Origin of the sequence: Sabulicella glaciei (genome assembly GCF_026183895.1) — a bacterium.
Lineage (GTDB): Bacteria > Pseudomonadota > Alphaproteobacteria > Acetobacterales > Acetobacteraceae > Roseococcus > Roseococcus glaciei.
The window spans coordinates 1-17,093 of sequence record NZ_JAPFQI010000039.1 but is presented as its reverse complement, the minus strand read 5'-3'; the positions used below and the strand labels follow the sequence as shown (position 1 = coordinate 17,093).

Annotated in this window: 19 protein-coding genes and 1 pseudogene; 6 read left to right on the top strand and 14 right to left on the bottom strand. The window is 65.7% G+C overall.

What is annotated here, in order from left to right; genetic code table 11:
* The first annotated feature begins 393 nt into the window (after positions 1–393).
* Complete coding sequence (locus OF850_RS23005) at positions 394–1,188, top strand: class I SAM-dependent methyltransferase (RefSeq protein WP_301592712.1); 795 nt, start codon at positions 394–396, stop codon at positions 1,186–1,188.
* A 229-nt stretch (positions 1,189–1,417) separates the two neighbouring features.
* Positions 1,418–2,425, top strand: a complete 1,008-nt coding sequence (locus OF850_RS23000) for a tripartite tricarboxylate transporter substrate binding protein (RefSeq protein ID WP_301592710.1) — start codon at positions 1,418–1,420, stop codon at positions 2,423–2,425.
* A 303-nt stretch (positions 2,426–2,728) separates the two neighbouring features.
* Here the strand turns inward: OF850_RS23000 and OF850_RS22995 are convergent, their stop codons facing one another.
* From OF850_RS22995 to OF850_RS22980, 4 genes are all read right to left on the bottom strand, one after another.
* Positions 2,729–3,760: an IS110 family RNA-guided transposase gene (locus OF850_RS22995; RefSeq protein WP_301592708.1), complete on the bottom strand. Its 1,032-nt coding sequence runs from the start codon at positions 3,758–3,760 to the stop codon at positions 2,729–2,731.
* A gap of 153 nt (positions 3,761–3,913) precedes the next feature.
* Entirely contained in the window at positions 3,914–4,696 is a 783-nt protein-coding gene (locus OF850_RS22990; protein ID WP_301592706.1) for an SDR family NAD(P)-dependent oxidoreductase, read from the bottom strand.
* Positions 4,693–5,373: a cyclase family protein gene (locus OF850_RS22985; RefSeq protein WP_301592704.1), complete on the bottom strand. Its 681-nt coding sequence runs from the start codon at positions 5,371–5,373 to the stop codon at positions 4,693–4,695. The genes OF850_RS22990 and OF850_RS22985 overlap by 4 nt, the downstream gene beginning before the upstream one ends.
* A gap of 12 nt (positions 5,374–5,385) precedes the next feature.
* Positions 5,386–6,339: a tripartite tricarboxylate transporter substrate binding protein gene (locus OF850_RS22980; RefSeq protein ID WP_301592702.1), complete on the bottom strand. Its 954-nt coding sequence runs from the start codon at positions 6,337–6,339 to the stop codon at positions 5,386–5,388.
* Positions 6,340–6,719: 380 nt separating this feature from the next.
* On the opposite strand from OF850_RS22980, the gene OF850_RS22975 reads away from it, so the two are divergent.
* The gene (locus tag OF850_RS22975; protein ID WP_301592700.1) at positions 6,720–6,866 is read left to right on the top strand and encodes a hypothetical protein; all 147 of its coding nucleotides are present in this window, start codon (positions 6,720–6,722) and stop codon (positions 6,864–6,866) included.
* Here the strand turns inward: OF850_RS22975 and OF850_RS22970 are convergent.
* From OF850_RS22970 to OF850_RS23845, 6 genes are all read right to left on the bottom strand, one after another.
* The gene (locus OF850_RS22970; RefSeq protein ID WP_301592699.1) at positions 6,851–7,702 is read right to left on the bottom strand and encodes a substrate-binding domain-containing protein; all 852 of its coding nucleotides are present in this window, start codon (positions 7,700–7,702) and stop codon (positions 6,851–6,853) included. The two genes, OF850_RS22975 and OF850_RS22970, sit on opposite strands and share 16 nt — an antisense overlap.
* A gap of 82 nt (positions 7,703–7,784) precedes the next feature.
* On the bottom strand, positions 7,785–9,059 hold the full coding sequence (locus tag OF850_RS22965) for a Zn-dependent hydrolase (RefSeq protein WP_301592697.1): 1,275 nt from the start codon (positions 9,057–9,059) through the stop codon (positions 7,785–7,787).
* 39 nt (positions 9,060–9,098) lie between these two features.
* Complete coding sequence (locus tag OF850_RS22960) at positions 9,099–10,244, bottom strand: Bug family tripartite tricarboxylate transporter substrate binding protein (protein ID WP_301592695.1); 1,146 nt, start codon at positions 10,242–10,244, stop codon at positions 9,099–9,101.
* 26 nt (positions 10,245–10,270) lie between these two features.
* A complete protein-coding gene (locus OF850_RS22955; protein ID WP_301592693.1) occupies positions 10,271–10,774 on the bottom strand; it encodes a hypothetical protein in 504 nt (167 codons plus the stop codon).
* Between the two features lie 60 nt (positions 10,775–10,834).
* Positions 10,835–11,413, bottom strand: a complete 579-nt coding sequence (locus OF850_RS22950; protein WP_301592691.1) for a hypothetical protein — start codon at positions 11,411–11,413, stop codon at positions 10,835–10,837.
* 146 nt (positions 11,414–11,559) lie between these two features.
* On the bottom strand, positions 11,560–12,072 hold the full coding sequence (locus tag OF850_RS23845; protein ID WP_368044726.1) for a metallophosphoesterase family protein: 513 nt from the start codon (positions 12,070–12,072) through the stop codon (positions 11,560–11,562).
* A 436-nt stretch (positions 12,073–12,508) separates the two neighbouring features.
* Between OF850_RS23845 and OF850_RS22940 the strand changes: the two genes are divergently transcribed.
* Positions 12,509–13,792 carry a hypothetical protein gene (locus OF850_RS22940; RefSeq protein ID WP_301592689.1) on the top strand — a complete coding sequence of 428 codons (1,284 nt, stop codon included), beginning with the start codon at positions 12,509–12,511 and terminating at the stop codon, positions 13,790–13,792.
* 363 nt (positions 13,793–14,155) lie between these two features.
* Here the strand turns inward: OF850_RS22940 and OF850_RS22935 are convergent, their stop codons facing one another.
* From OF850_RS22935 to OF850_RS22925, 3 genes are all read right to left on the bottom strand, one after another.
* On the bottom strand, positions 14,156–14,299 hold the full coding sequence (locus OF850_RS22935) for a hypothetical protein (protein ID WP_301592687.1): 144 nt from the start codon (positions 14,297–14,299) through the stop codon (positions 14,156–14,158).
* 356 nt (positions 14,300–14,655) lie between these two features.
* Positions 14,656–15,738, bottom strand: a complete 1,083-nt coding sequence (locus OF850_RS22930) for a calcium-binding protein (protein ID WP_301592685.1) — start codon at positions 15,736–15,738, stop codon at positions 14,656–14,658.
* A complete protein-coding gene (locus tag OF850_RS22925; protein WP_301592684.1) occupies positions 15,728–16,039 on the bottom strand; it encodes a hypothetical protein in 312 nt (103 codons plus the stop codon). The genes OF850_RS22930 and OF850_RS22925 overlap by 11 nt, the downstream gene beginning before the upstream one ends.
* 155 nt (positions 16,040–16,194) lie before the next feature.
* Here OF850_RS22925 and OF850_RS22920 point away from each other — a divergent pair, with 155 nt between their 5' ends.
* Both OF850_RS22920 and OF850_RS22915 read left to right on the top strand, forming a co-directional pair.
* The gene (locus OF850_RS22920) at positions 16,195–16,521 is read left to right on the top strand and encodes a hypothetical protein (RefSeq protein ID WP_301592682.1); all 327 of its coding nucleotides are present in this window, start codon (positions 16,195–16,197) and stop codon (positions 16,519–16,521) included.
* Between the two features lie 206 nt (positions 16,522–16,727).
* The gene (locus OF850_RS22915; protein WP_301592681.1) at positions 16,728–16,955 is read left to right on the top strand and encodes a hypothetical protein; all 228 of its coding nucleotides are present in this window, start codon (positions 16,728–16,730) and stop codon (positions 16,953–16,955) included.
* A 22-nt stretch (positions 16,956–16,977) separates the two neighbouring features.
* Here the strand turns inward: OF850_RS22915 and OF850_RS22910 are convergent.
* Positions 16,978–17,093 (bottom strand): annotated as a pseudogene (locus tag OF850_RS22910) (IS481 family transposase); the annotation flags it as partial.

Here is a 17,093-nt window from a genome sequence, read left to right as displayed (position 1 = left end):
ATCGCTCGACGGACCGCCGCTGTCGTGGTGGCGCAGCCGTGTTGAACCTGGCCCATAGCGCGTCCTTCCACTCCTGGGAGAAGACTGCACCATCAAAACCTGGGATCAAACATCTAGCTTGTCTTTCCCCCGAGAACCCAAATCTCGACCTGGGGGGTAGCTTTGAGGCAGCCTCATGTGTGGAGGAGATCAGACGCCGAAGTGCCGCCCAGGACCGCCCATGGGTGGCTCGCGACAAGGCGAGCGCACGGTCACTTATACGCTGCCTAACCTGGGCTGGGCCGACTGGGATCTGCGTCCAGGCGTGGGGTGGAGGTCGGGATCGCCAGCGGCCGGCGATGGCGTGCACATGGGCAATGAGCCGCGGTGCGACGAGGGAGGAGCCAGGGTGTGATGACGACGGAGCTGACCTACGGCGAGGACGCCGCGGCAGGATACGAGCGGGCCTTCGCCCACGTCTCAACCCACTTTGTCCCTTTCCTGGTGCGCGCCGCGCGCCTCGCCTTGGACGCCCGCGTGCTGGACATCGCCTCGGGCACAGGACTTGCTGCCGAGGCGGCCTTGGCCGCTGTCGGCAAGGGCGGGCACGTCACCGCCGCCGACATGTCGCCCGCCATGGCCGAGAAGGCGCGCGCGCGCTTCGCCGGCACCCCGAACGCGACTGTGAGTATCGAGAACGGCCAGTCCATGAGCTTCCCGGACGAGAGCTTCGATGCTGTCCTGTGCAGCTTGGGGCTGATGTTCTTCCCCGACCCGGCGCAGGGTCTATCGGAGTTCCGCCGCGTCCTCCGTCCGGGCGGGTGGGCGGCGGTGTCCGTTCCGGCCACGCTGGAGCGGTCCTACAACGGCAAGATCAACCGCGCGGTCGCCCGTTACGCGCCGTCGCTGGCGGAAACCAACGCGCGCTTCTTCGCCCTCGGCGATGAGGCGCCGCTGCGCTCACTGTTCGAGGGCGCAGGCTTCGGGGACGTGAGCGTCGCGACGGAAACCCACCGCTTTGAGTTCTCCTCCTTCGACGCCTACTTCGGGCCTTTCGAGCGGGGAGGTGGGTCGACCGGGCAGGCGTTCCTGACGCTGGCGGAGGAGCAGCGCCAAGCCGTGCGCGAGGAGATGCGGCGCGAAGTCGGCGACACCGGCGGGCCGATCGGGATCGAGGTGGACATCAGAATTGCCAGCGGACGGCGCTAGGCGGGACAGGCGGGAACCCGCACTCCGAGGTGGGCAGGCGCATCACGCTTGCAGATCTTCCGTCAGGCGCGATCCCCAGGACGTAGACAGCGAGCGGCGGTTGGCCGAGGAGTCTGGCCTGAGATCGCTCCGGGGTTTCAACAATCAGTTGCGCGGCGTGCCCCAGCGGGCGCACCGTTCGTGCGCTGCAGTTGGCCAGGAAGGGCCGCTGCAAGGGAGCGCATGGTCCATGCAAGATCCCACCTCCAGCGATGCGCCGCCGTTCGGTCGCCGCGCCGGCCTAGCCCTGGCTGCCGCCTCGCTCACCAGCCCGGCCCTCGCGCAGCAGGGTGTCGGAGCGCGGAGCTTCCCAAGCCGGCCCGTGCGCGTGATCAATCCCTTCGCCGCGGGGGGCGCCACCGACACGCAGCTCCGTTCCCTATGCGATCTGACCTCTGCTCGGCTCGGTCAGCCCGTCCTCGTGGAGAACCGGGCAGGAGCGGGTGGCACGCTCGCAGCACAGGCTCTCCTCAACGAAACGCGTCCGGATGGCCACCTTCTCGGTCAGTTCGGGACGGGCACGCCTACGCGATGGATGATGTCGCCGCGGCCCCCGGTGGACCCCATGACAGAGTTCACCTGGGTGGCGGGCTTCGTCGGCTACCTGTTCGGCGTGGTGGTCCGGGCGGATGCTCCCTTGCGCTCCTGGGCGGATCTCGTGGCCCATGCTCGGGCGAACCCTGGGCAGATCAGCTATGGCACGCCCGGCGTCGGCACTCCTCCGCATCTCGCCATGGAGGTGGTCGCACAGCACGAAGGGCTGCAATGGACGCATGTGCCGTTTCGCGGTGGTGCCGAGGTTCATCCCGCTCTGCTCGGTGGGCAGATCGCCGTCGGGGTGGACGCCAGCACCTGGGCGCCGCTGGTTGACGATGGGCGCGAGCGCCTGCTCGTGACCTTCGCGCCGGAGCGCTCGCGGCGCTACCCCGAGGTGCCGACGCTCCGCGAGGCGGGGGTGCCGCATGACACGATCGGCAGCTACGGGATCGTGGGACCGCCGGGCCTCGACCGCGACACGTCCCGGATCCTGCACGCGGCGTTCCGGGAGGCGCTGCTGGACCCTGGGCATCGAGCGGTGCTGGAGCGCTACGACATGCCCCTTCAGTTGCGAGAGCCGGAGGAATGCGCGGCTGAGGCACGGCGCGTGCGCGAAAGGGATCGAGCGCTGCTTGAGCGGCTTGGCCTCCGGCAGAGCTGAGATGCAATTGCAGCAGCGACAGTTTGTCCAATGTCGCAGCCCAAGCCTCGGCTTCCCTCCGCTCAGGAGCTAACAAACCCTTCTGTAATCGGGTCGGTCAATGACCGGCGTTGGGTGTCACGTCGTGGGTTCCTCGCTTCTGTTCGTGGTCGGCGTGGAGCCGCCACAGGCTACGGCCAGGCAGGCGGGGCGGACCAATCTAGCAAGCAGGTTCGGCGGATGCCGGCACCGGGTCTGTTGCGGTCTCGCCCTGCCGCGTCCCCACGACGGGACGTCGGACGCTTGGGTCAGGGGTGAGGGCGACTACGCCACGGCTACCTCCTTGCCCCAGCGGAACTCGGTGCCGTCGCGCCACAAGCTCAGCAGCACGACGGCGAGCTTGCGAGCCACTGCCACCTTGGCGCGGCGCATGCCCGAGCGTCTCGCGATCGCCATGCCCCACGCCTTGAGCGACGACCAGCGGCTTGTTCGGGTCAGCAGCACATTCGCAGCCTCATAGAGTGCTTGGCGGGCCAGACCATCGCCTTGCTTGCTGATGTGTCCCATACGGTCGGTCTCGCCGGACTGGGGGCGCCTTGGTGTCAGGCCGAAGTGGGCGCCAATGGCACGCGACCGGCGGAACCGGGCGGGGTCGTCTACCGCCGAGCAGAAGGTGAGCGCGGTGACCGGGCCCACACCAGGTACGGTCATGAGCCTGCGGCAGACCGCATCGTCGCGTGTGGCGCGGACGACCAGACCGTGCAGGCGCTCGCGCTCGGACAGCAGGACCTCGCGCACCCGCAGCAGGGGCTCGATCACGGCGGCCAGGCTCTCGCGCTCCGCTGCCAGCTCGCGGACACGGCTGGGAAAGGCGCGCTCGCCGACGGGGCCAACCTTCAGGCCAAAGCCGCGCAGCAGGCCACGGACGCCGTTGTCGATGTCCCGCAGCTTGCCCACGAGCAGCTTGCGCGCAGTGAGCAGCGCCCGAAGCTCCTGGGAGAGTTCGGACTTCACGTGCACGGCCCGAAACCAACCGGCTCGGACCATCTGGGCGATGGCACGCGCATCGGTCCGGTCGGTCTTGGTCGGCATGGCCTTGGTCGCGGCCCGCAGCTGCCGCGTCTCGAGCAATACCACCGGCAATCCCGCGGCCTTGAGCCCGGCATGAAGCCACTGCGACATTGGCCCTGCCTCGAGGCCAACGCGGGTGAACTCCAGCCCTGTCCCCGTCAGGGCCGCCGCCAGCTCATCTGGCTCGCTTTCGGCTTTCAGTTCCCGGAGTACGACGCCAGAGCTGTCAACGATGCAGATGCTGCTCGTCTCCAGTGAGACGTCGATGCCTGCGTAATGGGTCATCTCGGTGCCTCCCTTGGCCGCGGCCCACTTGGGCCTCCTGGAAGAACCACCGGTCGTGGCAGCTCAAGCCACCAGCCGACCCGATTACGGTATCTAGATGCAGGTGAAGTCAACGGCGCCGAATGCGCGAGACGCAGGCACTACCATCTTAAATCAGGATCCCTCGGCGGGGTCGTACAGTACGCCCGCTGCGGCAAATCCGCCGTCCACGTTGAGCATGTGTCCAGCAATGAAGTCACAATCGTCACTGCTGAGAAATGCAACGGCGGCGGCGATATCCTGCGGCGAGGCGTAGCGCTTCAACGCCATGCGGTCGAGGAAGGCCGCGCGTTGCCGCGGCCCGTGCGCCGTGCGGGCAATTTGCGTCGGGCCCGGTGCGACACCGTTGACCACGATGCCGTAGGGAGCAAGTTCAACCGCTAGCACTTTTGTGAGGGTTTCGATGCCTCCCTTGCTCGCCCCGTAGGCAGCTCGTCCCGTGCCCCCGAACTGGCCCGACACCGAGGAAATCGTGACGATCCGGCCTCCACGCTCGCCCTCGCTGCCACGTGCCATCGCGCGCGCCGCGGCTTGCGCTGTCACGAAGCAGCCGATCAAGTTTGTCCGGATCACCTTTTCGAAAGCGACCAGAGGCATCTCCAGCACGGGCACCCGGTCGGTGATGCCCGCGTTGCAGACGGCGATGCGCAACCGTCCAAAGCGCGATTCCGCTTCCGCGACCGCTGCAGCCGCGTCCACCTCCGAGGCCACATCCATGCGGAACGGCAACGCCTGTCCTCCGGCGCGTCCTATTTCGTCTGCGACCGTCGTCGCGCCCTCGAAGTTGATGTCCGCCACCAGCACAGACGCGCCCTCGCGGGCAAGCCGCTCCGCGATGCCGGCGCCAATGCCTGAACCGCCTCCCGTCACGAGGGCCGTGCGACCTTTGAGCCTCACGACGCGTCGTCCGTCTCGATGGCGATGACGCGGGCTGGGGCGCCATCGGAATCGGGGAGGCGGATTGGCAGCCCGATCATCTGGTTGCGCGCCTGACGGAGCGCACCCGTGTTGCAGAGATATTCAAACATGATCACCCCGCGCGCGAGCAGGTGAAAATGTGTCACATGCTCCGGCAGGGGCGGGCGAGCCTCACCGGTCAAGAAGAAGCGGATGCAGCGGTCCTGCGGGAAGTCGAAGCCGACTGCCTTGATCCCACGCTCGCGCAGCCAGATGGAGCCCTCAGCCGTCATCCAGGGGGCGTGCAGCCAGAACTCAGGCGTGTCGATGCTTGCGCGCTCGTCCCACCGGGTGCGGATCAGGGCGAAGTCGCCCGTCTGAAGATGTGCGCCGGCGGCAGCCAGGTGCGCTACTTCAATCGCGGTGTTCGCGGGAACGTCCGAAACGTCCAGCACCGCCCCGGGTCCGACCGTCATGTCCAGCGTGATGGCGTCGGTTGTGAAGCCCTCCGGATCGACATGTCGCGGACTATCCATGTGGGTGAAGGCGTGGACGTTCCAGCCGGCCCAGGTCGCTTGCCCAGCGCCGGCGTCATGGCTCTTGGCCAGGCGGCGCTCGACCGGCCAGCGGAAATGCTCGGTCTGGATGGGCGTCGAGAGATCGATCAGACGCGGCATGGGGACGTGACCCTACCCATCCCGCCAGGGGCGCTGCTGCCAGATGGCGCGCAGCGCCTCCGCCTCGCGGAAGACAAGAGCGCGCGTCTCCTCCGCGTCGCGATAGCGCAGCGGAATGAACAGCCGATCAGCCTCGGCGCGCCAGGCCGGGTCGTGCATGGTCGCCGCGATCATGCTGGCAAGCCGCGCCTGGATTTCCGGCGGCGTCGGCGCGGGGACGACGAGGCTTCGCACGACGCCGGTATCGAGCGCATAGCCAGCCTCGCGGAAAGTGGGCACTTCCGGTGTCATGGCAAAGCGTTCGGATCCCGCAGTGGCCAGCGGGCGCACGCGCCCCTCCCGGATCAGGGCGACGCTCTCCCCCATGTTCATGGACGCAACCTGGATGTGCCCACCAATGAGTGCGGTCACCGTAGGCGCCTGACCGGTAAAGGGTATGTGGTTGAGGCGGATGCCGGCAGCGCGGTCGAGTGCGATCATGAGCAAGTGGTCGTCGGAGCCAATGCCCGCGGTGCCGACTGAAACTGCGCCGGGGTTGGCTCGGGCGTAGGAGACGAGTTCGGCGACAGTGCGCAAGGGGCTGCTGGGAGCCACGTGGAAGCCGCTCGGGTCCTCCACGATCGAGCCGAGAAAGGCGAAATCCTCCAGGCGATAGCGCGGCTGGCGCTCAATCGAGATGGTCTGCAGGCTGGGCGTGATGACAGTGCCCATGGTGTAGCCGTCTGGCGCAGCCTGAGCCATTGCCGTGTAGCCAACTTCGGCTCCGGCTCCGGGACGGTTGATGACGATGAATCTCGCCCCGGGCAGATGCCGCTCGAAGTGGCTAATCATGGCCCGGATGTTGATGTCGGTCCCGCCGCCGGGTGGGAAGGGAACGATGATCTGGATCGGCCGCTCGCCGGGCCAGGCGCCGGCGGTACCCGCCGCCATTTGCTGCGCGCGCGCGATCTGCGGCGCATGGAGCACTGCGCCTCCAACGAGCCCGGTCCCAAAACTCGTTGCGGCGCTTAGCAGAGCACGACGCAACATTTTCATGCCGCGATCCCTCCCCTTCTTCGGCCCATCCTCATCGGGACGAACTCATGCTGAGGGGCAGACTAGGTATCCCTGCCCTGCGTTGCAAGAAACGAGTCGGGCGATCGTCCGGACGTCTCCGAGGGGCTGCGCGGGCGCAACGAACTTGCCCTTTTGTTTTGCGGGGAGGGCGACGCGCTGCTCCCACAGGTGACTCGCAAGGCGGCGCTGAGACCCGGCGCGCGTCATCGGAGAGCCTGAAACTGCAAGCCCACGGGGCGCCCGTTGCAGTCGAAGCGGTAGAGCGCAGTGACCACGGGGAAACGGCCACGGTGATCGCCGTGTTGGGCTTCAAGCCAGCCGAGTCATGCTCAGGCTTCGCGCCCGCGATGCTCACTTGGTTGCGCAGCATCACATCGAAAGCGGGCGTCGCGGCGCTGGGGGCGACGAAGACATCATTGGGTCAGCCGATCTCGTGAGGCGTGCCGCTCCAGATTTCCGAGAGCGCGAGCGCGCGGCGCGTCAGTCTCTGCTCAGCGCACCAGCGCGCGGCGAGGCTGAGGGCGGGCGCCAGCGCGGCGCGCGTCGTCACGCTGGCGCCGCTGGCGCCTAAGAGGCTGAGAAGACGCATCAGTTCCGGCGCGCGGTCCCGCGCCACGTCGCTGCGGGCGATTAGCAGGTGGTTCACTGGCACGAAGCCATGGCTGGCCAGAAAGGCCTTACTGGCCTCCGCCGGCTTCGGGAAGACGGTGCGAAAGCCCGCCGGCGCCCCGCTGCCGAAGACAGCCGCATCCAGGACACCCTCCCGCAGCATCCCCTCGAGCGTCGCGCCCGCGGCAACGCGCTCGCACCAGGGCGGGTCGCGAAAGTCGGCGAGGTGGGCTTCCTCGAACGTGATCCAGCGTACCTGGTCAGGCGGGACGCCGTGGCTCTCGGCGAGCACGCCACGCAGCCACATGCCGGTGGTCTGACTGTATGCGCGCACGCCGACGCGGGCGCCACGCAGTTGGTGCGGGCCGCGCAAGGGTGAATCTTCGCGGCACAGCAGTGACCCCTCCTGGGCGCGCGAGGCCAGCACGCAGGGCAGCAGCACCAGCGGCCTGCCCGCTTCCTTCGCCATCAGAAACGTGGCGATCGCCATCTCCGACACGGGCCAGCGGCCCTCGCGCACCATGGCAGGGAAGGCCCCGATGATGCTTGGCATTGCCGGCAGCTCCAAAGGCAGCGCCGGATCCGAGACCTCGCCGGTGAACAGCGCGTCCGTGCGCGGCGTGCGGCCGAGTGCGACAACCAGCGGCGTCCTGGCGTCAGTCATCGGCGTGCTCCCAAGGCCGTCCGTTGCGGGTCAGGGCGGCGTGCGCCGTTGATATCGAAGTCGCGGGACTCTGGCGGACGCGTCACCGGCCCGCCGCGCCGACCGTCCAGGTCATCAGGACACGGCATGCCGCCTCGAAATCCTCCGGCCTCATTGCTTCGTCGGGGTTGTGGCTGCCGTTCTGGCTGCGAACGAAGAGCATCCCGGCCGGAATTCCGGCCGCGACGAAGCTCTGGGCGTCATGCCCACCGCCACTGGCCATTCGTCGAAAGGGCACAGCCGCGTCAGTTGCCGCCTGCGCAAGCGCCTCCACGATGGTCGGGTCCATCGGCACAGGTTCTCGCGCTTGCTCAGCTCCCAGTTCAAAGCGGACATCACGCTGCGCCTCAATCTCAGCGACGAGGGCATGCAGATCGCGATACAAGGCGTCGAGCGCAGCCTGCTGGCCACTCCGCACGTCCAGCTTGAATGCGACTTCCCCCGGCACCTTGCCGAAGGCAGCTTGGGGACCGGTCTCGAAGACGCAGAAGGTCACGACCAGGTCATGCCCTGCCGCCTCGAGGCGGATCCAGGATTGTTCCAGCCGGTACGCCAACTCCGCAGCCGCGAGCACCGCGTCGCGGCGGTGCCGGCGGGGGGTGGTGCCAGAGTGATTGTACTCGCCCACCACCCGGGCAAAGCGGTGGCGCCGATTGCCAGGAAGACCGAAGACAATGCCGACGGGCCGGTCCTCCTCCTCAAGCACAAGACCTTGTTCGATGTGCAGCTCGACATAGGCCTGGACATTGTCGGGTCCGAGTTCGCGCTGGCCCGACCGGCACCAGTCCGGGTCGAAACCCGACTGGCGCATGGCCTCCTCCAGCGTCAGAGTCCCATCCATTCGGCACGTCGCCAGTGCATCCGGCTGCATCAGGCCGAGCGCGGCGCGACTGCCCGGAAAGGGGGTCGGGAACCAGGCGCCCCCCTCCTCCGAGCGGATCGCCATCACTTCGATGTCGCGTCCGGGCAGGAAGCCTGCCTTCCGCAGCCCCACTGCCACCGCCAGCCCCGCCGCGACACCGGCGGCTCCATCATAGTCGCCGCCCTGTCGTACAGAATCGAGGTGGCTGCCGATGACCAAGCGCTTCGCGGATGGATCCGCGCCGGGCAGTGTCATGTACAAGTTGCCAGCCGGATCCACGCGGGCCCGCAATCCCTCGCGCTCCGCCACCGCACGGACGATGTCATGCGCTCTCTGTTCGCCCGGACCGTATCCTTCCCGCGTCACGCCCCCCATCGGGTCGCGCGTCGCGTCACTGATGGCCGAGAGCAGCGCAAGCGCCAAGCCGGTGTCGGGCGATGGCTGATTGGAGATCATGCGGAGTCCCTGCCACATTCGTGGTCCGGCATCAGGCTTCTAATCCAGCTTCACGCCGGACGACTGCACGATGCGCTGCCACCGCGGCGTGTCGTCTCGAATCAGCTTCGCCAAGCTCTCGGGTGCTTCACTGAGCACCGTGCGGAAGCCAAGCGGCGCCAGCCGCTCCGTGAGGTCCGACTGCGTCGCTGCGATCCGCACGGCCTCTGCCAAGCGCGCGACGACCGGCGCTGGCGTGCCAGCGGGCGCCATCACGGCATTCCACGTATCCACGTCCAGGTCACCTAGCCCGATATCCGCGAACTCGGCCATGCCCGGAACATCCGGCACAAAGAACTGACGGGCGCGCGTGCTGACGGCCAGCGGCTTCACCGCGCCGCGTTCGACTAGAGGCATCAGGGCTGGCGGGGAGTCGAACATCATGTCGACCCGGCCGGCGACGAGGTCATTGATGGCCGGCCCGCCGCCGCGATACGGCACATGGAGGATCCTGACTCCGGCGGCCTCGTTGACCGCCGTAATGACAAAATGGCTGGAGGTTCCGGCGCCCGAGGACGCCATGCTCACGCCCTCTGGGTTCGCCCTCGCCCAGGCGATCAGCGCACGCAAATCGGTCCATCCGCGCTGCGCTGCCGTCTGGGCGTTGACCACGCAGAGCCGCGCCCCGTCCGAGATCTGCGTTACGGGCGCGAGATCGGCCTGTGGATTAAACGGCAGCCGGTTGTAGAGGAACTGTGCGGCACACAGCACGGCAACGCCTACGATTCCAATCGTCGTTCCATCGGGCGCCGCCTTGGCGATCGCGTCCCCCCCAATGATACCCCCAGCGCCGCTCCGGTTCTCGACCACGACCGACTGTCCGAGCACGGGCGCCAAGCGGTCGGCTAGCAGTCGGCCCAATATATCGATCGCGCCGCCAGGCGGAAAAGGAACGATGAGGCGAATCGCTCGACCGCCCGCGATCGGCTGCGCATCGGACCGCGCCGAGAGCACGCCTGCCAGCAGGGTGCCAACTATCGCTGCACGACGTCCTTGCCGAAGAGACTTCACTTCACGGGTCCCCGTCGCCTCTGCCGCGCACCTTATCTGCGAGAGGGATCGAGGCCAACCGGCTCCTTGATGTTGAGCACGCCAATCCGCCTCGGCGCCTTTACTCCATCTTTTGCCTATCGAAAGGGATGCCATCCCAACCGCAGCCCCTTCGGCAGAGGCTACGCGACCTCCTCGTACGGGAAGCGCTCGATGCGGTCCGTGTTGACCCCTTCGATCCGCAGCAGCCGCGTGGGTCCGTCGCGCCGGGGGGAATGGACATCGCCGGGGTGGTAGAGGTGCGCGTCCCCTGGGCGCAGCGCGTAGTCGCGGCCACGTCGGACCTGGCCAGGCTGCCCTGCCTGCGGGCGCGCGACGGCGATCCAGTCTGTCATCAAGGTTTCGCCAGCCGCCTGCCCGTAGATCGCCCACGTGGTGCCGTGATCATGCGGCTGGCTCGCCTTCGCACCCTGATAGACGTGGCCGACGATCGCGAAACCGAGCTCAGGGTCCTCGTAGAGGATCTTTCTCTCGGGTGCCCCATCCGGCAACTGGGCCGCCACGAACTCCCGGTCCTTCAGGGCTTCCTGCACGAGTCGGCACACGGCCTCCCGGCCAGGCGGACCCTGATCGGCCAGCAGCGCCGCGCGGCATCGTTCTGCGAACTCTTCGAGTGACATAGGCATGTGCGGCTCAGTCTCCTCATTTGAACGTTGAAATGGAGGCCTCGCCTCTTCTGGAGCGTCTTAGGGCGATGAGGCAGCGAATGCCCGCTCCAGATCGGCCAGGACCGACTGCTCCGCCTCCGAGATCTTGGACCCAAGTCCCAGGAAGCCGCCTGCTGCCTCTGCGACAGCACGAGCATGGCCCAACAGCGCGCCTCGAAGCGCGTCGCGGGCATCCTGCCCCAGCGTCGGCACCAGCGCCCCGATGTACGCCTTCCAAGACATAAGCAGATCGGGTGACGGCTGCCTCGTGAGCCATCCTTCAAACATCTGGTAGCCCGGGTCGCCCTTGGTCAGGCCGAGCCCTTCGGCTCCGGACAGGGCCGCGGCCCGCTCCCGTTCCTCGATCCGGCCGTCCGCCCAGGCGATGGCCACGAGCGGAATTAGGGAGAGGGCAGCCGCTGTCTCGCCGGTGATGCCGAGCGCTTCCAGCCTCTCAAGCGTGGCGTGGTCGGTGATGCCGGACGCGGACGATAGCGCTTTTCGCCGGGATCCTGTCTCGTCAGCCTCGCGCAGCCGGCGGCGGAGGAGCGCGTCCTGCTCCGCAAAGAACGCATCTTCCAGGCCCTTCTTGCGCCCTGCCAGAAAGTCCTCGCTCATTATGACTTCTCCCCTGACCCACGCCTAAGCCCCGATCGCAATTGTCGAACCCCGCTGCTTGGTGCTTCGCGCCGGTCTAGCGGCGCGTCACCCGTCCTCGATAGCAGGACTGAACGCAGAGAGTAGCAGGCAGCTTGGCGGACCGCCTAGGTTTGTCGAAGTTGCTGTACTTCGCACGGAAGCGCTCGTCGTCCCGGGCTGGCTCTGTCCACCGGCGTGCTTGTGATTATCATAAGTCGTGGCCAGCGGCCTCGCCTTGCTGCCGTCAGCGCGGGCGCAACCTTAGATTGGTTCGGAAATAGACGTTCACAGAACGCGTTGTAATCTGATGTGATCTCGGCTCCTGATGACAGACCGTTTCTGGCAAAAGTACAATGGTGGGTGTTTCGGTCGTCAGATTGGTTGATGAAGCGATCATTGTCGACACAATCGAGCCAGTGGCCGGGCTCACAGAGTGGCTCAATCTTGCCGTGGTAAAATTCATGGTTGCCGCAGACCGCGACCACAGGCCGTCCGAAGGTGGCCTCGGCATCATCCCAGGGGCACAGACGCCCCTTGGTGTAGGTGTCGCCCGCGAGCAGCGTCACGTCGGCCTTCAGGGCCGGTGGCTCGAAGCCTCCGAACTCGCAGTGAAGATCGGACAGGACGTGTAGACGCATGACGAAGCGAGTTCCTTGTCGGACGGAGCGGTGCCTGTTAAAACTAAGGAATAATCAGCAAAAACAATAACTTACTTTCCAAAAATATGGTTATGCGGTCCATGCCGATCTGCTGGTCAGGCCGCGTCCTGAACGATGGCCGTGGAGGAAGCCAGCGTGCGTGCCAACCTGCCTCATTACCGAGCCGGGAGATGGCTTGGCGCCGTTCTATCGCTTCTTCCACACTGGGGCTGCAGAGCACTTGTTCCCCCGTCTGAAGTGGAGGCGGCCCATGTGCGTACCAATTTGCCGCACTATCGCGATGAGGGCATCGCCTTCTACGCGCTCACCCGCATCGCCGACGAGCTGTTTGGGTTCTAGCGAAGCGTAGAAATGATATGACAGGCACTGGATAAAGCGCGCGAATTATCATTCGGGCGCCGACGGGGAGCGAAGCATGATCAATATCTACGCACCGCAACCGACTGATGCGCTCTCCCCGGATGAGTTGGAGCTTTACAGTCTCATCATGGCCTATCGTGCCGCCAATGGGCTTCCTGGAGTCCCGCTTTCTCGTGCCTTGACTACTACCGCGGGGCGCCATGCCCTCGACACAGTGGAAAATCAAGGTGAGTTCGTAGTCGGAGCGCCAGGAGAGTATAAAGCGCATGGGTGGAGTGACGCACCATATGATGGGCGCAATGCCGCGACGTATCCATCAATGTGGGAAGCGCCTCAGCGACTTGGTACGGGGTACGATGTCCCAGGCAGTGCCGACTACGGATATGAAATCTCGATCGGCTATCTTGGAACTAACACACCTCCAATGACGCCAAGCGTGGCCCTTCAGGGTTGGCAGTCCAGTCCTGGCCATGACGACGTCATTCTCAGTCGCAATGTCTGGAGCAGACCGGACCTTGAGTGGAAAGCAATTGGCGTCGGCATCTACGAAGGCGTCTCCCATGTCTGGTTCGGCGCCATGACCGATCCGACCGGGGCCCCAGATCACATCACCGGCAACGGCACGCAGCCTCGTTCCGGCTCGGATGGGAACGACACGCTGACCGGCACGAACTTCAGCGATCTGTTCCGGGGCGGCCTTGGAAACGACACCATCCATGGCGAGCGTGGTGTCGATACGGCAATCTTCAACGGCCTGCGGTCGCAGTACATGGTGCAGTACGCCGGACACGGAAACCGCTACACGGTCACAGGACCCGACGGCACCGACCTCCTCACGTCCGTCGAGCGGCTTCGCTTCTCGGATGGAGACCGCTGGGTCGAGGATGCAGCCGGACAGTTCAACGTGGTGAACCGCTTCCTCAACACTGCTAACGGCACCCACTTCTACACGGCCTCCAACTTCGAGGCGGGCTCCATCCGGTCGAACCTCGCGCATTTCGAGAATGAGGGCTTGGCCTTCAAGGTCGCGCCTGTAGGCGCCAGCAACACAGCGGATGTCTATCGTTTCTTCAATTCGCAGAAAGGCTCGCACCTCTACACCACGAGCACGGTCGAGCGGGATCACATCCTGTCGCACCTGCCGAACTACCGGTACGAGAATGTCGCCTACAAGGCCTACGCTGTAGACGATGGACCGCAAGAGGAACTGTATCGCTTCTACAACAAGCGCACCGACACCCACTTCTTCACGGTAAGCGAGGTCGAGCGCGACCATGTTATGAGCAGCCTTCCCGACTACGTCTACGAGGGCATCGCCTTCTATGTCGATCCGATTTGATTGCCACCGGGGGTTCGGAGTCCGCCTCGAAAGCCGAGACGCGCAAGCCGTGTCCGCTAGGCGACAGTAATTCCATTCCTCTAATTTTTGGAAAGCCGGGATGAATCTTCGCGCTTGGCCTGTCGGCCGGCGCGAAACTTGTTCGTCTATGCCGGCATGGACAAGCTGAGTAGCGGGACCCTATTGACTAGCGCGGTCATGGTGGCCGCCACAGGAGCAGCAGTCCAAACTGGTCATGCGGGAGCAGCCTTGATGCGACGGTCAATCGCTACACCGCCGTCGCACGCCCGGAGATCGCTTGCGTCCTGAACGAGGCGGTACGAATCCGCGAGTGCGCGAGCATTCGCAAAAGCTTGGCCAAGATTAGTCATGAAGCTGGAGGCGCTCGGCCGGGTTCGCGATGGCGGCGCAATCGCCGAACTGCGCAGCGCCCTCCCCCGGTGCCAGAACCGCTATGGCCAACACGCCCAGCGCGATGAACACTCGTCGGATGCGTTGCTTCCTCATGGGTGAAGCTTCGGGTCAATGGCGGCACGGAGTCCAGTCTTTCATGGCATTGGCCGTTGCTGGTCTTCTCCTGGTCGGGCCTGCATCCGCCCAAGGCTGCGCTGCCAAGCGACGGATGGCGACACGCTGGGCTGTGGCGCAGAGCGGATCCGCCTCATCGGTCTCGACGCGCCGGAGATGCGCGGGCAGTGCCCGCGCGAGGCGCGCTTGGCCCGGGCGGCCAGAGACCGGCTGGCGGAGCTGGTCGCGTGGGGCGTGACGATCAAGCCTCGGGCCGCGACCGGTACCGGCGGCTTCTGGCTGCGGTGCGCGACCGCGAAGGCTGGGACGTGACGCAGACGCTGATCGCCGAAGGCCTAGCCCGGCCCAATGCCCGGTCCTCCCCTCAGGTAGGAGGGAGATCCGTCGGCGCGGATCAGGCCGGTGAGGGTATCGTTGTACCAGCCCCCCGCGGCATGCTCGATGCTCACGAGTGTGTCGGTGCCACCCCAGGGATTGGTGGCGGTGCCGAAGCGAAGGTCGATCGTTCCGCCGGTGGTTTGCAGCGTGTTCCAGAACGTCCTGAAACTCGCCCAGTCCTCGCCCTCACGGCCATCCAGATAGTTGTTGCCCTCCAGGCCGAACAGAAAGTTGTTGCCCTCGTTGCCCAACAGCGTGTCGTTGCCGGAACCGCCAGCCGCCTGTTCGATACTGACGAGATAGTCGACGACGCCACTGGACTTTTGGGCTTGGCCGAGAGCGAGATCCACCACGATGTTGGTGGTTCCGGTGAAGGTGTACCGGTCGACGCCGCCGCGGCCGTCGATGTGATGCTCGCCGGCGAGGCCAACGGCGAAGAAGTCGGTGTCAGCGCTGCCAAGCAGCGTGTCGTTGAAAGCGCTCGCTCGCACGTTGCGGACACTGTGAAGCGTGTCGATGCCGTATGCACCTTTGAATGCGGTTCCTGCCGCGAGATCCACGACAACGGGACCACCGAGGGTCGTGTAGTCCACGGCATTCTGCGTGTATCCGTTGCCGTAATAGGTGTCGTTGCCGCTGCCGCCGCGTATGGCGGTGCTTCGGTAGGCGTAGGTGCCCGCCGTGATGCCGGTGAAGGTGTCGTTTCCGGCGGTACCGATGATGCGAGAGAAATTGACGGCGGTGTCCACGCCGAGGCCAATCGACTTCGAGACTGTCCAGCCTGGCGAGGAGAAAAGACCCGGTGCAGGTGCGCTGGCCGTGGTCTTAATGAAGCCCAGAAGGCTCGAGTAATCGAGCGTGTTCAGGCCGCCGCCGCCGTCGAGAGTATGGGAGATATTGCCGTTATCCCCCTGCCAGGTTTCGTTTGCCTCGGTGCCACTGAACGTTGCCATTTGGCGACGGTAGGTTGGCTGTCGGGCGAGCCGCAAGGGCTTCGTGAGGCACGGCAATAACGGTGGACGCTGGACGTCATGCCGCATTCTGGACGATGCGGCCGCGCTCCAAGTCGATCGCGAAGCGGGTCTCGGCCTTGGGCTCGATGGTCGGGATGTGGCTGCCCCGGCGCAGCGCCTCCTGATCGGGCGCCAGGGTGATCACGGTGATCGTGTCCACGAAGGTGTCCTCGATGCGCAGGTCGAGCAGGCGCAGCCGGCCGTGCATCGTGGCGATGAAGCCCATGTCGTCGAGCCGATCGGCGAGATCCTGCGCGGCCTCGACCGGATCAAGCGGCAGGCGCTTGTTTTGGAGGAAGCTGTCAATGATCCAGGGCGGAATGCACATCTCGAACCTCACGAAAGGATGAGAGAACAAAACAGGCACAAAGGGAAGGTTTCGGCAAGCCGTTTCGAGGCAGCGCGGTGCTTGGCGAGAGGGTGCTTGAAACCAGTGGGAGTCTTGTGTTCTTAATTTGTTCAAAGCCGGAACCTTGAACACCGATGACCACCCTCACCCGCCATCGCTCGGTCGATGACCCTCGCTCCTCGGGCTACATCCGCCACACTCGCATGCGGCGGGCTGAGGCCGTGGTGGCGCTGATCGAGGAGAAAGAGGCTGAGTTGGTGGGGCTGCGGCGGGATCTCTTCGTCTTCGACAGCGAGGATAAGGCGTTGAGCCAGCTGCTCATGCGCGTGGTCGAGGTGTTTGGCGAGCACGCGCCCCGTTGGTGGCTTACCCCGATCCACGACGCCGGAGGACGCACGCCGCGTGCGATGGCGCTGGGTGGCGAGGTCGAGCGGGTGTGGCGCCTAATCGGCCGACGCTGAGGCGGGACCTGAGCTTCGAAACAGACGCTGGGCACCCTTCCCCTTATCCCTTTCTCTTGCTTGTATAGCCACCTGGACCTCGCTGCGTGCGGTCTAGAGGCTTGTGTCCGACCCAAGGGCAGGGGTTACCGCAGATGCACAAGACGTCAGGGCATGTGCGTTCCATGCGTGAGGCGCCATCAGGTTCCTTTCGGGAGCGTCGCCGGGTGCCACGCACGCGGATGATCGCCGGTGGCAAGATGGTTGTTGCCGAACGCAGCCAGGCTTGCGTGGTCCTCGATCTCTCGACGTTGGGTGCCCGCATCCAGCTTATTGATCCGGAGGAGGCCCCGTCGGCAGCTGTGCTGCATCTGCCGGGTGGCATCGTGCGGAAAGCCGCTCGACGTTGGCAGCGCGAGGACGTCGCGGGTTACGAGTTCTGCGAGCCGTCCTGATCCATCGTCGGCCGAACGCGGACTAGATGTTTGGTCCCGGCATTTGGTGGTGCGGATTTGCGGTGAAACGCTGCGGCTCCTCGGCCCATGCTTTGCAGATGGCTTGATAGGGCGTGAGGCCGCGTAGGGTCTTCAAGC

Bases quoted from the DNA above. Each gene is read 5' to 3' on its own strand.
- OF850_RS23005 (WP_301592712.1), top strand. From the start codon at position 394: ATGACGACGGAGCTGACCTACGGCGAGGACGCCGCGGCAGGATACGAG.
- OF850_RS23000 (WP_301592710.1), top strand. From the start codon at position 1,418: ATGCAAGATCCCACCTCCAGCGATGCGCCGCCGTTCGGTCGCCGCGCC.
- OF850_RS22995 (WP_301592708.1), bottom strand. From the start codon at position 3,760: ATGACCCATTACGCAGGCATCGACGTCTCACTGGAGACGAGCAGCATC.
- OF850_RS22985 (WP_301592704.1), bottom strand. From the start codon at position 5,373: ATGCCGCGTCTGATCGATCTCTCGACGCCCATCCAGACCGAGCATTTC.
- OF850_RS22970 (WP_301592699.1), bottom strand. From the start codon at position 7,702: ATGACTGACGCCAGGACGCCGCTGGTTGTCGCACTCGGCCGCACGCCG.
- OF850_RS22965 (WP_301592697.1), bottom strand. From the start codon at position 9,059: ATGATCTCCAATCAGCCATCGCCCGACACCGGCTTGGCGCTTGCGCTG.
- OF850_RS22960 (WP_301592695.1), bottom strand. From the start codon at position 10,244: ATGGCATCCCTTTCGATAGGCAAAAGATGGAGTAAAGGCGCCGAGGCG.
- OF850_RS22955 (WP_301592693.1), bottom strand. From the start codon at position 10,774: ATGCCTATGTCACTCGAAGAGTTCGCAGAACGATGCCGCGCGGCGCTG.
- OF850_RS22950 (WP_301592691.1), bottom strand. From the start codon at position 11,413: ATGAGCGAGGACTTTCTGGCAGGGCGCAAGAAGGGCCTGGAAGATGCG.
- OF850_RS23845 (WP_368044726.1), bottom strand. From the start codon at position 12,072: ATGCGTCTACACGTCCTGTCCGATCTTCACTGCGAGTTCGGAGGCTTC.
- OF850_RS22940 (WP_301592689.1), top strand. From the start codon at position 12,509: ATGATCAATATCTACGCACCGCAACCGACTGATGCGCTCTCCCCGGAT.
- OF850_RS22935 (WP_301592687.1), bottom strand. From the start codon at position 14,299: ATGAGGAAGCAACGCATCCGACGAGTGTTCATCGCGCTGGGCGTGTTG.
- OF850_RS22930 (WP_301592685.1), bottom strand. From the start codon at position 15,738: ATGCGGCATGACGTCCAGCGTCCACCGTTATTGCCGTGCCTCACGAAG.
- OF850_RS22925 (WP_301592684.1), bottom strand. From the start codon at position 16,039: ATGTGCATTCCGCCCTGGATCATTGACAGCTTCCTCCAAAACAAGCGC.
- OF850_RS22920 (WP_301592682.1), top strand. From the start codon at position 16,195: ATGACCACCCTCACCCGCCATCGCTCGGTCGATGACCCTCGCTCCTCG.